At 64.2% G+C, this 14,356-nt stretch carries 11 protein-coding genes; 1 reads left to right on the top strand and 10 read right to left on the bottom strand.

Annotated features, from left to right (window positions below):
• Window positions 1–6 precede the first annotated feature (6 nt).
• The 4 genes from CKO31_RS02345 to CKO31_RS02330 all read right to left on the bottom strand — a co-directional run bounded on the left by CKO31_RS02345 (window position 7) and on the right by CKO31_RS02330 (window position 7,633).
• Window positions 7–2,805, bottom strand: a complete 2,799-nt coding sequence (locus CKO31_RS02345) for a TrlF family AAA-like ATPase (RefSeq protein ID WP_200233678.1) — start codon at window positions 2,803–2,805, stop codon at window positions 7–9.
• Window positions 2,802–3,053, bottom strand: coding sequence for a hypothetical protein (locus tag CKO31_RS02340; RefSeq protein ID WP_200233677.1), 252 nt, complete (start codon window positions 3,051–3,053; stop codon window positions 2,802–2,804). Before CKO31_RS02340 ends, CKO31_RS02345 begins: the two co-directional genes overlap by 4 nt.
• A complete protein-coding gene (locus CKO31_RS02335; protein WP_200233676.1) occupies window positions 3,046–4,245 on the bottom strand; it encodes a Fic family protein in 1,200 nt (399 codons plus the stop codon). The genes CKO31_RS02340 and CKO31_RS02335 overlap by 8 nt, the downstream gene beginning before the upstream one ends.
• 304 nt (window positions 4,246–4,549) lie before the next feature.
• Entirely contained in the window at window positions 4,550–7,633 is a 3,084-nt protein-coding gene (locus CKO31_RS02330; protein ID WP_242475079.1) for an Eco57I restriction-modification methylase domain-containing protein, read from the bottom strand.
• A 3-nt stretch (window positions 7,634–7,636) separates the two neighbouring features.
• On the opposite strand from CKO31_RS02330, the gene CKO31_RS26660 reads away from it, so the two are divergent.
• Window positions 7,637–8,017, top strand: coding sequence for a hypothetical protein (locus CKO31_RS26660; protein ID WP_242475078.1), 381 nt, complete (start codon window positions 7,637–7,639; stop codon window positions 8,015–8,017).
• Window positions 8,018–8,264: 247 nt separating this feature from the next.
• On the opposite strand, the gene CKO31_RS27130 is transcribed toward CKO31_RS26660, so the two are convergent.
• From CKO31_RS27130 to CKO31_RS02305, 6 genes are all read right to left on the bottom strand, one after another.
• Window positions 8,265–8,399, bottom strand: a complete 135-nt coding sequence (locus CKO31_RS27130) for a FitA-like ribbon-helix-helix domain-containing protein (RefSeq protein ID WP_274607669.1) — start codon at window positions 8,397–8,399, stop codon at window positions 8,265–8,267.
• A gap of 112 nt (window positions 8,400–8,511) precedes the next feature.
• A complete protein-coding gene (locus tag CKO31_RS02325; protein ID WP_200233674.1) occupies window positions 8,512–8,838 on the bottom strand; it encodes a type II toxin-antitoxin system PemK/MazF family toxin in 327 nt (108 codons plus the stop codon).
• A complete protein-coding gene (locus CKO31_RS02320; protein ID WP_200233673.1) occupies window positions 8,835–9,059 on the bottom strand; it encodes an antitoxin MazE family protein in 225 nt (74 codons plus the stop codon). Before CKO31_RS02320 ends, CKO31_RS02325 begins: the two co-directional genes overlap by 4 nt.
• A 94-nt stretch (window positions 9,060–9,153) precedes the next feature.
• Window positions 9,154–12,618, bottom strand: coding sequence for a BREX system P-loop protein BrxC (brxC, locus tag CKO31_RS02315; protein ID WP_242475077.1), 3,465 nt, complete (start codon window positions 12,616–12,618; stop codon window positions 9,154–9,156).
• Window positions 12,619–12,632: 14 nt separating this feature from the next.
• Window positions 12,633–13,181 (bottom strand): BREX protein BrxB domain-containing protein, encoded by a 549-nt coding sequence (locus CKO31_RS27475; protein ID WP_200233671.1) that lies wholly within the window; start codon window positions 13,179–13,181, stop codon window positions 12,633–12,635.
• Entirely contained in the window at window positions 13,168–13,881 is a 714-nt protein-coding gene (locus CKO31_RS02305) for a hypothetical protein (protein WP_242475076.1), read from the bottom strand. The genes CKO31_RS27475 and CKO31_RS02305 overlap by 14 nt, the downstream gene beginning before the upstream one ends.
• Window positions 13,882–14,356 lie beyond the last annotated feature (475 nt).

Below are 14,356 nucleotides of genomic sequence, written 5' to 3'. Positions count from 1 at the left end.
CAGCAGTCAGAAATGGTACTTCTCGCGCCGGCGCTGGAACGCCTCCTTGGAGCCTTCCATCACATCCAACACGGCGCCGCAAACGCCGGGCCGATCCAGCCCGCCCTCGGCGAGCAGACACCCGCGGCCGTTGCGGGTTTCCAACGCGTACACCAGCTCCGCATCCCCATTGACCGGCAGATTCGCGTTGTGGGTCGCGAAAATCAGCTGTCGCTGGTCCTTCATGCGCCGGAGCATCGGCACCAAGTCGCGGTAGATGAAGCTGGAATCCAGCTCGTCCTCTGGCTGGTCGATGACGATAGGATCATTGCCCTGGGCCAGCAACAAGGCCAGGGCCGCGGTGTTACGCTGACCATCCGATAGCCCCCCGTCATGGATGGAGCCGGCCCGGGAGCCATCGGAGCGATAGAGCGTTACGTCCACCAAGTCCGGCACGCGCTTGACGAGCGTGTTCTCCCACTCGGGCAGCATCTCCGCGGAACTGAGGTGTTGCTTCAGCTCATCAAGCCAGTCCGCTAGTTCGCCGGTGAGCGACTGAGATTGTTTAAACAGCTCTGACAGGGCGTGCCAGGGTGAATCTTTATGGAAATCTCGTGCGTACTCAAAAACGGCCTGCCCGAGAAACTCCCACTGCTTAGCCAACTTCGTCCTACGATCCTTGGGCGCAAGCCCATTCCAGATCGCATTGAAGGCGGTGCGTTCACCGGAGTAGCGCACTGTCACCTCCAGGAACCGCTGCTGCAAAGCGGCGCTCTCGCGATTGGCCTTGTCCGCGGCCGCTTCACGAAGTCGGTGCTGCTCCCGCCAGATTTTTAGCAGATCACGATAGCGATCCTCCAACGGCGCCACCTCCGTCTCCAAGGCGTCGAGCTTACGCTGGTTGCCTTCGAGCTCTACCTGTTTAGCACGCAACTCCTTGTCGATCTCCTGAACTCTGGCAACCTCCTCGGGCGAAAGGCCCTGCGCCCTGCATGCTATAGCAAACTCCGCATCCGCCTTGGCAAGGGCGTCAGCGATGCCCGGCCAAGCCGCGTCCTTATCGAACAGGTCAGAAACCTCCTGCACATAGGTCTCCACCGCAGCCTTGATGGAGGCCAGCAACGCCTGCTTCGCCTGCTCCACCTTGTTGTCCAAGGTCTTGAACCAGTCCCCGTGGGGCCAGGTGTCGGCAACTGATCCGAGTGGAGAGTGGCTCTCGGCGAAGTCCTCCGCCAGCTCAACCCAAGCCTTCGGCTCGCTGGCCTGCGATCGAATGCGTTCCGCCAGCTTATTCTCCGCCTGGAGCCGCAAGTGGGCGTCGGCCGCGGCCTGAAGACCGGCACGGGCGCTGCGCTGGCGGGTCAGCTCCGCAACCTCTTGCGAAAGCCGCTGGTGCTCGCCCTGGAGGACCACCTGCTGGCGCCGGGTTTGGAACAGGCTGGCGATCTCGGCGCGCAACTCCCGCTCGCGGGCCTCGAGGGCATCCATGTCCGCCCGGGCGAAATCGTCGATGAGCGGCAGGAGGTTGTTACTGTCCTTCTCGGTCAGCTGGGTCAGCTGCTGTTGACTGAAGAACCGCACCGGCAGCCCGCGGAAGAAGGTATCGGCGTCCACGACCTCCCGTCCCGCCACGCTCGCTTCCCCGGAAGCGAGCACCAGTTCGTCCTCAACGCCGTCCCGACTACGCCATTGGACCCGTACCCGGGAGTCCGGCCCAGCGAGCGTCTTGCGGATACGCTCAATCTTCTCTTTGGTACGGTCATCCTGTACGCGATCCGACCGATCCTTGCGAAGGGCCAACCTCAAATACTCCAACAGCGTCGACTTACCGCTGCCGCGACCGCCGATGATGCAGTTGAGATTGGGGGAGAAATCGACCTGCTGATCCTCAACGAAGGCCGCGCCCTCCACGCTTAGGGAGAGGATGCGGGCTTGGTACTGCCGATCCGCTGGATTCACGTCCGTCGCCGGGTCCTCCGGGAGGCGAATACGGGAGTCATGATCCAGAAAGGCTTGGCGCAGGGATTCGATCGAGGGCGCCGACATCTTGATCCAGGTATAGCGCTTACCCAGAGGGTTCTCCGAATTCTCCTCCGCCCGCAAGGCCTTCGCGTCCGAACCCATAACGCAGGCAATCGAGCGCCTGCGGCGCCAGCCCGGGTCACAGTCTTCTCCTGCCCCGAAGAGCTTCTGGAAACCGCTGGACATCCTCGATACAGGTTTTGGCACTTCGACGGCGAGCAGGCCGGGATTGACGAATTCCTCCTGCTGGAGCCAATCTCCGATCCTTCCAGAGTCGAACAGTCCGTCGTCACCCATAACATGGGGCAAGATGATCAACCCCCGCTGCACACCCTCTGGAGTGGTCCGCTGAACGATGTCGAGAATTTCCGGAAGCCGCTTGGTGGACTTCTTCAACACACCGTTCTGGACGCGCGGATAGGTAACTCCACATTCCGTCAGGTAATGATCAATCTCGTCGAGATCCGCATCAGGCTCAAACAAGGCGAGCACATGGCAGCCTTTTCCTACGTCCGCCTCAAACTCGAAGCCCGGAAACAGGACAATTCTGTAAGCGTACTCCACGGAGATCGCATCGATCGCCTGGCGCAGGTACGGAATGAACCCTTTAGACAGGAAGTTGTGATCCGTTACGGCGATGACTTCGAGACCAATTTTATAACAACGACGAATGTAGGCTTCAGCAGCCGCGCGTTCGGCCTCCTCTCCCTTTCCCATGGGGGAGCCCCGCCAGTTTGCCCGATCCGCTGGTGTTTGGACCTGAAGATCGCACTTGAACCAGCGCATACCCTGATAGCTGCTCATGGGTCGCTCCTCGTGGCACGCTTCTCGGCAAGGGTCAGGTGGTGGTCGTTGATACGCTCACCGTTGAAGCGATGGAACCAGGGGGCGCTCTCGACGTCCTTGCCGCGGTCCTTGGTCCATTTGATGTTCGGCTTGGCGCGCAGCAAGCCGGCGCCCTTCTTGCCGACGTCGCCGGCGAGCAGGAACGGGCGGATGTCGGCAACGCTCGACAACGGCTGGATGAGGCGGTCGGTGACAGTGTCAGTCATGAGGACGCGATCCTTTGGCCAGGTCAGGGATGCCGGATTCGTTGTCGTCGAAAAGGGCCAGGTAGGGTGCGTAGGCAAAGCGGCGGTTGCGGCGTTGGCCGGTGATCTCGGCGAGTATGCCGATGCCCTGCATCTGAGACACCAGCGCATTGGCGTTGCTATAGCTCGCCTCGAGCAGATCCGAGACCTGCTGAACCGTAATGACGGGCTGATGGAACAGCTGCTCATGGACGCGCAGCGCGCTACCTGCGGCACGGCCAACGCTCGCCATCAGCGCATCCCGGTGGGCCTCGCGCATCTGCACGATACGCCTGGCCACGGCGGTTGCTTCCTGCGCTACCTCGAAGACGCCGCGCAGAAAGAAGGCGATCCACCCTTCCCAGTCTCCGTGATCGCGAACGCGCTGAAGTCGGTCGTAATACTCCGTGCGGTTGCGCTTGAAGTAGTACGACAGATACAGCAGTGGGCGACGCAGGGTCTCGCGATCGCAGAGCAGCAGCGTAATCAGCAACCGGCCGACACGGCCGTTGCCGTCGAGGAATGGATGGATCGTCTCGAACTGGGCATGGATCAAGCCGACTCGAATCAGGACCGGAATCTCATCCTCAGCATGGATGAACCGCTCCAATTCAGCCAAGCACTCATTCAGCCGGCTCGGTGGCGGCGGGACGAAACGCGCCTGCTCCAGGCTGCAGCCCGGCGGCCCGATGTGGTTCTGAACGCGGCGAAACTCGCCGGGGTTGCGCTGGCTGTCACGCACGCCAGCGAGGAGGTGCTCGTGGACTTCCCGAATCAGCCTTAGCGAAACCGGCAACGTGGCCAGACGCGCCAAGCCATGATTGATGGCGCCGACGTAGTTGATGACCTCTTCGACATCGAAGGGATTGTCTGTCTTGAGGCGGGCCTCGACCTCGAGCACGTCCAGTAGCGACGCCTGGGTGCCTTCGATCTGGCTCGACAGGACCGCCTCCTTACGCACATACATGAACACGAAGAGGTCGGGATTCGGCAACGTCTCAGTGGCCCCGTCGAGCCGGCCAAGCGCCCGGTCGGCCCGGGACAAGGCGCCGAGCAGACCCGTGTCGATGCGCAGCGGAGGGTTCGGCGGCAATGGCGCCGGCAGGAATGCCGAATGTCCGCCCGGCTGGGGCTCGTAGCGGCCAGCACGCCAAGCAGGCGCAGGGGCCTCCATATTGCTGGATTCCGTCATAAGGGACGTCCGGCGGGCCTCTTATTATCGGTTAGTGCCGATTTTCTGCAATAAGGCCCGCGGCATGGCCCGTTATTGCAGATCACGACACTCAGCGCGGTTGGCGGTCGCGGTGTCGTGTCACCTCTTGAGGATCACGGCTCTTCGCTGCTGTTCATGCCGAGCCTGATCGTTCGCTCGTATGCCGCGCGGCGCGCTTCTCGGCTAGGGTCAGGTGGTGATCGTTGATGCGCTCACCGTGGAAAACGGGGTACCAGGGGGCGCTCTCGACGTCCTTGCCGCGGTCCTACTTCCAGTGGATGTCCGGCTTGGCGCGGAGTACGCCGGCGCCCTTCTTGCTGACGTCGTCGGCGAGCATGAAGGGGCGGATGTTGAGGCGCACGCCGTCGTTGAGATCCGGCTCCCAGCCGATGGGCTGCTGCTTGATGGGCTTCCAGCGCACGAAGATGTCGAGCGGGGCCTCGCCCTCCAGGATGGCCTCCAGCTTGGCCTTGAGGCCCTTCGCGGCGGCCAGGCGCTCGTCGGCGCCCTGCTGCCCGTCGGCGCCGGCGCGCTCCTGCATCCGAATCCAGTCGCCCAGGTAGGTATAGACCAGCCGCTCCAGGTTGGCGCGGTCGAGCTTGTGGTAGTTGACCAGTGCCGCAAAGCCGTCCTTGAGCCCGTCCCAGATGTGCCAGATGAAGGGGCGGTGATGGAACAGCTTGCAGTGCTGCTGGAAGAAGGCATCGCGCAGCCAGACGTCCAGGCCCTTGCCCTGGGCGCCGGACTCGGCCAACAGCTTGCCCAGGGTGCCAGCGCTCCAGTCGTCAGCGTAGGCCGCCTCCAGCAGGCGCAGCAGGCGCTCGTGGGCGGCGGGCTCGCCGCGGATGGGGGGCAGGCAGCAAATGCCGTCGTCGTCGCTGAAGGCTTCGAGCTTGCGGGCCTCGGCGACCAGGGTGCGGGACTCGTCCGACAGCTCCATTGCCTCGTCGGTCTCGGCGGGCCAGCGGTAGCCAAGCAGGCGGGCGACGGCGGTTTGGAGCACGGCGTCATTTGTGCGCTTCGGTGCAATCGCGGTCCATTTGGTCTCCTCGTCCCAGGTGACCGAGCCGCAGGGGTGGCCGTGAAAGATCCATTGGGTCGGGTCGTCGGAGTAGGGGTTAGGGAGGCCGTTGGGATATTGTTCAGCGGCCACCCGGGACCAGTGGTCCAGGTCGAAGGGGACCTTCTTCAGAGTGTGGTTAGTTACTTTGAGGCTTTGGAATTTTTCCCTGACAGCATTGCTCAGTTCTTTGTGATAGAAAAAGCACCATATAGCCGCTAAATGTGCTTTGCTTTTTGGGATCACGGCGTGCGCGGTATTGTCATACATCGTGCCTAAATAATACGTTGCTGGCAAGTCTCCCATTTCGGAGACGGAAACCCCTAGGCTTCCCCACGCCTCCTTTCCGGATTTCCAGCCACCGAGGCGGCGCTCTTTCTTAAGAGCCATAGCATGTTTATAATACAACCCTTTCCCATCTTCCCAGCGAATTAAGAGTTGAAGGCCACGGTACTCTAGTAAGTGATCCGGAGCACTCTGCAACCATTCCCACCCCGTTTTCCGATCCTCTAGTTCCCAAAAGAATCGAACGAAAGGCGGGTTGTCGCTTGTTCCCAGCCCTTGAATTGAATCGACGTATTCGCCCAGCAGGTGCAGATCAGGGCTTATTTCAAAGGAAATAATATTATCCGGGTTACTCAACTGAGCTACTTGCTCGACACTTTTGACCTCTGCACCCAGCAAACGGTCGGCTTTCTCACTCGCATTACGGTATTCGGATACATCCAACCCACGCATCAGACTGCCGCCTTCCGCATCTCGAAAGAGGTCGCCCGATTCGGTTTTCGGGTTGCCTCTACTGATCTCAGTCATACAGATATTTGTGATATTCCCAGGGCCATTTTCAAATGCCTCTGCACCGCCTCCCAAACGCGCGAGCAGGTGCCAGCACTCCTGCTTCAGCAACTTCTCGCGCAACTTCCGGTAGCTGGTCAGGAACAGCCAGTTCTGCGGCAGCACGACACTGGTGGTGCCGCCTTCGACACAGAGCCCCAGACAGCGCTTGAGAAAGACCGTCGCCAAATCGTTCTTGGCCTCCGCATGGTGGCGCTCGCAGAAGTCCCGCAACCGTTCCTGCTGCTTGCCGCGCGTCAGATAGGGCACGTTGGTGATGACGCACTGGTAGCGGTCGGCCAGCAACTGCGCGGCCCGTGCCAAACCAGCCGCCACCACCCCAAGCTCGCGCTGCTGCTCATCCTCCGACGCCAGCGCCCGCTCGACCAGGGGGGCGACCCGTTCCCAGCCCCGCTGCGGACCCAGGTCGATCAGATCATCATCGCGAAACGCCCGGCGCGGATCGATCAAGCTGCCCAGCGTCGGCGCGTCCTGGAACAGCTCATAGATCCGCTCCAGCGCATGCTGCAGATCGACATCGCCTTCGGCCAGTTGCAGCCAGTCGGCCTTGCTGGCATGAATCCCCAGCCCGGAGCAGGCGAGGTTCAGCGTTGGCAACGGGCGGTGGCCGCCAGCATCGGGCCAGCGCCAGGCGGTCAGGGCCAGGGCGAATGCAGCAAGCTCGACGCAGCGCTGGTCCAGCTCCAGGCCGTGCAGATTCTCCCGCAGCACGGCGTCCACGGCCTCCCGCGCGCTCAGCCCCTCCAGTGCCATGCGCATGGGTACGAGCATCTGGAAGGCGGCGACCAGGAAGTGCCCGGACCCGCAGCAGGGGTCCATGACCTTCAGCTCGCTGAGGTGCTCGGGCCAGGCGTCGAAGGTGCCGGCGGCGGGGGTCCAGGTTTCGTCCTCGTCCTTGACGAAGCGCAGGTACTCCAGCGGCACGCCGGGGATCGTGGCCTTGCGGCGCAGCACCTCCTCGCTCTCGGCGGTGCGCAGGTCTTCCGCGCTCAGCCGTCGGGCGGCCCACCAGGCGCCGAGACTGTTGTCGAGCAGGAAGGCGACCATGTAGGGCTCGGTGAAGAGCTGGGTGACGGCGGGCAGCTCGTCGGCGCCGATCTTGACCTCGGAGCGGTTGACGGCGTCTTTGCGCTTGGTCTGCCAGAACTGGTAGACCCAGCCGAGGCTGTCGGAGGCCTGGAAGGTGTCGGGGTGCAGGCCGGCCAGCCGATGCTCCAGGGCGCGCTGGTGCTCAGGGGCAAGCGTCAGGGCCAGGACTGGGCTGTCCGGGCGGAAGATCTGCGGCAGCATGCGGGAGGCATAGCGCCCGGCCAGCTCCCAGCCGTCCGCGGCGCCCTCGTCCCGGGCCAGCTCGTTACACTCGTCCAGGGTCAGCGGAACGCCGTCGGGGTGCATCAACAGGCCGTTCTCGGCCAGGAAGCGGGCAAAGAGCATGCGGTGCCAGTGCTCGTAGGCGGTCTCCTGCACCAGCTTGTCGATAGCCTGATGCGCGTCGGGACGGCGCTGATCCCCGAGCTGGCGGCCGTGGGCGCGCAGCCGGCGGCGCAGGGCGCGCTCGGCGTCGGTCAGATGCTTGGGCGCGTCCGCGTCGGCGACGCCGAGGTGCAGCAGCGCGGCGCGGGCGGCCTCTTCCGCCGTGTCGCGGGCGTCGACGACGGCCTCTTCCAGTTGCCTGCGCAGGGGTTTGGCGAGGGGGTCCATGAGGAAAGCTCCTTGGTGATGGATCGGGCTGGGCTTGCGCGGGCGCGCGTTGGGCTCCGGGCGGGAGCCCCTGCGCAATGTCAGGAAATGCCTTGCGTAGACCGCTGTCGGCCGTGAACAGAGGGGTGCCGAGAGTGCGGCCTCGCAATGATGTCGAAACCCGTTGCGATGCGGCAAGCGGAGGCTCGCGCAGAAGGACGATAAGAAGAAGCTCGCGCAAAGACGCAGAGGCGCAAAGGAAGAACGCGCACAGCTCGATGCCCCCAGTGCTCGTCTCTTCTCCTTGTCTTCTTCTCTGCGCCTTTGCGTCTCTGCGCGAGAACTCTTTTTCTTGGGTCGTCTGCGCGACATGGCACCATCTGATTCACATTATGCGGAGGCCGCACCCGGTGCCGAGATCCCAGGCGACGGCGATGAGGCTGCGATGATGCGCCCGGGCGTTGGTCTTGAGGCGCTGATAGAGCCCATCCGGCAGGTTTTTGATGGTGACGGCAGGCATGGGGCAACCAAAACGCAAGTGATTTGCTGCTTATCATCGGCGGGTGGTCAATGGCCGTCAATCGAAGTGAACATGCGGGTTGCAGCCCAATGGACCGTGATTCGCACATTGATTATTTGGCAATGCCCAGAAATACGGCCAGGGCGCGCTCGATCTCCACCAGCTTGTCGAGATCGATCCGCCCGAGCACCGGGCCGACTTTGTCCCGCTTAACGGTCATTGCTTTGTCCACCATCACCTGAGATGGCTTCGTTAGGCCATTTTCCCCGCTGGGCTCGAGCGTGATGCGGAACAGCGGCGCCGCCACCAGTGTGCTGGTCACCGGCAGCACAGTGCGGGTGGCATGCTCGTGGAACGGATCGGCCTGGATTATCAACGCCGGCCGCGGCTTGGCGAAATCACCGGGTAGGGCGATGGTCACCAGGTCGCCACGTGTCATGCGGACCAGCCATCCAGGTCGGTCAGGGCTTCGTCCATCCATTGCTGCATGTCGCTGTCCGCAGCATCCGCTTCGGCGGCGAGTCGAGACTGTCGTCGACATTCCTCCGCAAAGCCTTCCCGGCGCGTATCGGGTACCCAAATCTGCACCGGACGCAGCCCAGCCCTGCGCAGCGCCGCGCGGTGTTTTTGGACGCGTGTGTTGACGTGCGTGGATGCCATCTCTCCCTCCCCAGGTAGTTGCGTTACATGCAACAGTTTAGGTGGCAGGGTCGTTACACGCAACAGCAGGCAGAGCAGGGTCCGGGCGCGGACCTTAAATCATCACTGGCCCGTCGCTGAGCTTGCCCCGGATGCGCTCCTCGGCCTCCTTGAGCCAAGCGGCCAGCTCCGCCTCGTCCCGCAGCGTGCGGCGGGGGAGATCCACGCGCTGCACCTTGGGCTCCAATAGCTTGGCGACTTCGAGGCGCACCTGCTCGAACCGGCTCTTGAGCGCCCGGGTGCGGTCGGCCCACTGGGAGAGCGAGCAGTGCTCCAGCTCATCGAGGATGCTCTCGGCGGTGGAGGCATCCACCGAGACGGTCTGGTCGAGGCCGTGCTTGACCAGAATCGCGGTGCGCTGATCGGGTGACAGCTGCTGCCAATCGCTGTCGTGATCCAGTGCCGCCATCTCCGCGTCGTAGGTCTTTCGATACGCCTCGACGTGGTGGTTGAGACTGCTGCGCAGCAGGTCCACCGTGTTGTCGAGCAGGGCTTGAGCCGGGTCGTGGTCGGCGAGCAGTGCCCGCTGTTGCTCGATCTCCCTGGCCTCTGCCTGCAGCTCCTCGGATGGACCCAGGTCCTTGGCGTGGCTCAAGAGGTCGTGAACGAGGGTCCAGGTCGGCCAGCGTTTCGCGATCTGTTCGCCGGTGGCTGTCCAGTCCTTGCTGTGCTGGATCAGGGTATCGCGCTGGCTGTACAGCTCGGCGAGCAAGGCGTTGCCTGCCAGCGCCCCCAGGTCGTCGAGCAGCTTTTGGTCCGGCACCGCCGGTTTCGGCGCCTCGCCGCCGGCCTTGCTGGCCAGGTCTCGCAGGGTACGCAGCAGCTCCGGCCCCTTGTCGACCTCCTGGCCTGGCTGGCAGCCGACGCCGGCGGCCTGGAAGACCTTGCGGATCTGGATCTTCTGCACCGGGCTGATGGTGACGGTCTCGGGCTTGAAGCTGCTCTGGGTGATTTGTTTGCGCTCCAGGCCCTTGGCGTCCACCACTTTGCCGAGGTTGTTCAGCGCCAGCACGTGGCCGCTGGCGAGCAGGGCATAGAGGGCACCGTCGATGGCATCCTGCGGCCAGCCGTACGGCGGTGCCTTGAAGTGCTCGCGCACGTCGCTGCCCTTCTTGCCGGCACCCAGGTGCTTGAGGATGGCGGCGCAGACCGGGTGCTGGTCCGTGTCGGCGCTGTGCTTGATGGGCTGTAGGGGCTGGGTCTCGCCTTTGCGCGAGCGCTCGATGACCTTGTCCCAGCCCACCTGGTCGGCGGTGTCGAAGTCACCGTAGAGCCGCACGACGGACGCAGCGCCGGCGGCCTGCAGTTTGTCGCTCAGGTCGTTGCCATCCGCGACCGAGCCGCCGCCTTGATAGACCTGTGCGCCGCCGACGACGGTCTTGACGATCTGGGCAATACGGCGGTCCGCGTCGTTGCGGCGAGTCTCCATGGCGGAGCGGGCATCCTGGCCCTCGGGCGTCGCCGGCACGCCGCGTGTGTCCAACGTGAGCCGGGCGGCCTTGTGCTCGATGATGGCCGAGCGCAGCTCGTTGCGGCTCTGGGCCGGCAGGAAGATGAAGATGGTCGGGCTGGTGGGGCCGGCGTTGCGCGCATCGCCTTTGATCTCGGCCTCGGAGCTGCTCCAGCCGTCGCGGAGCCAGGCGACGATCTGCTTGTCGGCGTCCGCCGGCAGGCTGTCATCGTAGCAGGGTGTGAGGGTACGCACCTCCTTGGTCTGCCCCTGGGTCAGGTGCACGCCCTTGAGCGCCTCCCGGTAGGCGGTCTTGAAGAGGTCGATACGCTCCATCTCCAGGCGCTGGGTATTCGACGACAGCTCGGAGACCTGCTTGCGATATTCGTCGTGCCAGGCGCTGCTCTCGGCGGTCTGCAGGCGGTACTCGGTGCCCGAGGCGGTGGCGATGGCCATCACCAGCCCGTCGGTGTTGTGGAGCTCATCCAGCAGACCGGGGATGCGCTTGCGCAGGGCACTGGAGCCGCCCGCCAGCTCGGTGACCAGCAGGTCCGCCAGGCTGTCCTCGGTGGCACGCAGACCAATGTCCGCCATCGGATCGGTGGGCAGCTTGCCGATCAGGTAGATGAGCTTGAGCAGACTGGCCTTGAGCTGCGCGTCGGCGTCGCCGGCGGCGAGCTTGCCGATGCGGTCGTAGACCTCTCGTGAGAGCAGCCCGGTCTGCAGCAGGTCCGTGCTGAGCTGGTCGTAGATGAAGTCGCCGGAGACCACCTGGCCGAGAGGCTGCTGGGCCGTGGCGCACGCGGCCTCGTGGACGATGCGGAGCTGGTTGCGGAGCTGGGAGATGGTGCCGGACTCGTCGAGCTTGTGCAGGACCTTCTCCCAGAACCGCCGGCGCACCGGCAGCAGCGGGTAGTCCGCGACCATGATGTGCTCGTCCTGCGTGGTGTGCTCCAGCTTGGTGCCGCGCAGGTGGCGGGAGATCTCGCCGAGGTTGTCGGTCAGGGTCGTCTGGATCGCGGGAACCGCGCCCTGCTGCTTCTGCAGGATGATCTTGCGGATGACGGCCTCGACGTCCGTGTCGGAGAGCTGCACCGGCACCGTGAAGCGGCCCTTGATCTTCTGCAGTGACGGGGTGCCGGACATGGCGGTCTGCCCGGTGCCGACGAAGAGCAGGCGCCCGCCGAAGTGCTTGCTGCAGGACTCGACCACCTCCTGGATGCTGTAGGCGCGGTCGCCGCTGTTGCCGATGAACTGCTGGACCTCATCGAGCACGATGAGGGTCAGCGGGAAGCCGTTATCGTTCGTGAGCGCATCCTTGACAGCGCGGATCATCTCGTCGTTCGAGACATCCTGTACCTCCGGATACTGGGCGATGAGGCGGTCGCCCACGCTCATGGCGTCCGGGGCCAGCTCGGGCTTGGCGGCGACCAGGGCCGCGTGCAGGTCGTCGGAGACGAAGAGATCCGGCAACTCCTGCTCCAGGCTCGTGCCCTTGCCCTCTAGGGTCTTCTCGACAGTTTCGAGGATGCCTTCGCGCTTGAGCCAAAGCACCAGGCGCGCCTGGTTGTACTTCTCCGGCAGGCCGGCGGACTTGAACACGATGCCGAGCAGGGCAAGGCGCACGTTGTTGCCGGCGCCCGAGCCGAGCTTGCCCGACGCCGCGTGCAGGCCGCCGTAGCGCTTCGCCTGGGTGCTCAGCTCGCGCAGATGGTCTTTGATCTCGGCGGGGAGCCGAGCGATGCTGCGCGCCGTGGCGCCGTCGCCGAAGACGATATCGACCCAGAGCGCCCGCAGCATCTTCGCCAGATGGGTCTTGCCGCTGCCGTAGAAGCCGCTGATCCAGACACTGGCTTGCTCGGGGGCAAAGCCCAGGTTGGTGAGGAAGGTCTCCAGGATCTTGCGCAGGCCCTTCGCGTACTCGCCGTCGCAGACGAAGGTTTCCAGCTCGTAGCGGAGCATCTCGAGCGCCGCCCGGGACCGATCTTCCGAGACCTCGGCGACGCCGTTGTTGATCAGCCGATTGGCCAATGGGTCCTTGCTATAGATCTCCTGGTTCTTCATGGTCATGATCAGCTCCTGCGTCAGTCCGCCGTGATGGCGTGTGCCATGTAGTCCCAACCGTCGCGGGCATCGAGCAAGCGGTAGATGTTGTCGTCCTTCTCGCCGGGGAAGAGCACCACCAGGCGCCCGTTGATGGCAGACGCGGCCCCGTTGACGACCTCGGATACGCTGGACACGCCGAACAGGGTGCCGACGCCGGCAAGGACGACGACGTCGTTCGCCGACGCCTCGGCGACTTGCGCCCGGGTTTGCTCGACGAGGTGCGCCGTGAACTCGCTCAGGCGGCCCTCGGTGTAGCCGGCCAAGAGCGCGGGACGGCGGAAGTACTTGTCGCGGTAGCGGTGGGCTGCCATCCACTGCGGGAAGGCATCGGTCAGATCGAGCAGCTTCCAGCCATGGCCGGCATCGCGGGCTCGCAACTCGAACTCGTCGATGTAGACTCGCAAGCGCAGCTCGTCGGCAGGCGGGTAGACGACGAAGATGACGCGCTCGATCCCCGAGAGCCCCTCGGGCCAAGGGGTTGCGATGTGCTCGGCGTAGCGTTCGATGAGTCGGTCAAGCCTGCTCACTGAGCCACTCCTGCTCCTGCTCGGTCAGATAGTCGGGAAAGCGGACCTCGATCACGGTACCGGTGCGGCGAAATACCAGCAGCCCGCGCTGTGCTGCCGCCTGGGTCAGTTCGATCAGCCGCTCCTCGGGGAGATCGAGCAGGCGCACCCAATCGCTGGTGAAGAGCCTCCGGGCGAGGCGGCCATCGAGGTAGCCGAGGAACAGCGCGAAGGCGACATTGACGGGTGTGACGACAGGGGCAGCGCGCACCTTGTGGACATGCCCCTGCAAGTAGCCGGCCTGGGTCCAGGTGCCGTTCACGCGCTGAGCGACAGCCTCGACCGAGGCGGCGCTGAAGCGATCTTCCCCCCAAGCGGCGAACCGTTCCGCCATCTGGTCTCGGGATAGATGGACGCCGGGTCGGGCGTCGAGGACGAGCGGTGCGCTGATCCGAAGCAACGCATCCCGCGCCAGCGCCATCGACAGCGCCAGCACCGGCTGACTCGGTGCGTCACCGTGCCACAAGCGCCGCAGTACGCGAAACAGGCAAACATTGGGATCGAGGGCGTAGAGGTCGCACAGATGCTCGAAGGTGAGCTTGCGCGCCTTCAGCGTGGGCTTGTCGAGCACGTTGGTGTCAACCACTGCGGCCCGGTAGTCGGCACGTTGAGCATCCTCGGGCAGGGCTTCCAGCAGATGCTGCAGCTCCGCGAGCATCATGGTCCGTGCCGCGTGGGCGCCGCCTCTGCCAAACTTGAAGCCGAATCGAAGCAACGCCCCCGTATGCTCAGTTGCGAACACTGCTAGCCGTCTCCCTTGGTCCTCATCGAACGGCGCCTGTGCTCACAGGTTGGCATGGATCGACGGCCCTAGTCATTCTCGCCAGGATGAACGCCGCTCAAGCTCAGGCCACGCAGCGAGCAAGATCTACGGAGGCGGTCCGCAAAGTCCTGCTTGCAAGGGGCACAAGATTGATCCAGATACCCGCGGGACGCGCTTGCTCCGTGCACGTTGATCCTCGCGCCAACGCCATATCCTGTCCCGCAAATCGATCGATCCGGCTACCACCCGGCGCGCGGACTACCGCTCCAGGCCCGCTGGTCCCGCGGTTCACTCTCACGGCCTGGAGTCTAGCCGATGGCATCGAGTCGATGGGGGGCGGCTGCCACGCTTTGTGACTTGCGGCAGCGTATGG

Source organism: Thiohalocapsa halophila (assembly GCF_016583825.1).
Classification (GTDB): Bacteria; Pseudomonadota; Gammaproteobacteria; order Chromatiales; family Chromatiaceae; genus Thiohalocapsa; species Thiohalocapsa halophila.
This window is presented reverse-complemented; position numbering and strand designations above follow the sequence as displayed.

What these genes read in the sequence shown, in the direction of transcription:
- CKO31_RS02345 (WP_200233678.1), bottom strand. Translation starts at nt 2,805, where the DNA reads ATGAGCAGCTATCAGGGTATGCGCTGGTTCAAGTGCGATCTTCAGGTC.
- CKO31_RS02340 (WP_200233677.1), bottom strand. Translation starts at nt 3,053, where the DNA reads ATGACTGACACTGTCACCGACCGCCTCATCCAGCCGTTGTCGAGCGTT.
- CKO31_RS02335 (WP_200233676.1), bottom strand. Translation starts at nt 4,245, where the DNA reads ATGGAGGCCCCTGCGCCTGCTTGGCGTGCTGGCCGCTACGAGCCCCAG.
- CKO31_RS02330 (WP_242475079.1), bottom strand. Translation starts at nt 7,633, where the DNA reads ATGCTCTTTGCCCGCTTCCTGGCCGAGAACGGCCTGTTGATGCACCCC.
- CKO31_RS27130 (WP_274607669.1), bottom strand. Translation starts at nt 8,399, where the DNA reads ATGCCTGCCGTCACCATCAAAAACCTGCCGGATGGGCTCTATCAGCGC.
- CKO31_RS02325 (WP_200233674.1), bottom strand. Translation starts at nt 8,838, where the DNA reads ATGACACGTGGCGACCTGGTGACCATCGCCCTACCCGGTGATTTCGCC.
- CKO31_RS02320 (WP_200233673.1), bottom strand. Translation starts at nt 9,059, where the DNA reads ATGGCATCCACGCACGTCAACACACGCGTCCAAAAACACCGCGCGGCG.
- brxC (WP_242475077.1), bottom strand. Translation starts at nt 12,618, where the DNA reads ATGACCATGAAGAACCAGGAGATCTATAGCAAGGACCCATTGGCCAAT.
- CKO31_RS02305 (WP_242475076.1), bottom strand. Translation starts at nt 13,881, where the DNA reads ATGATGCTCGCGGAGCTGCAGCATCTGCTGGAAGCCCTGCCCGAGGAT.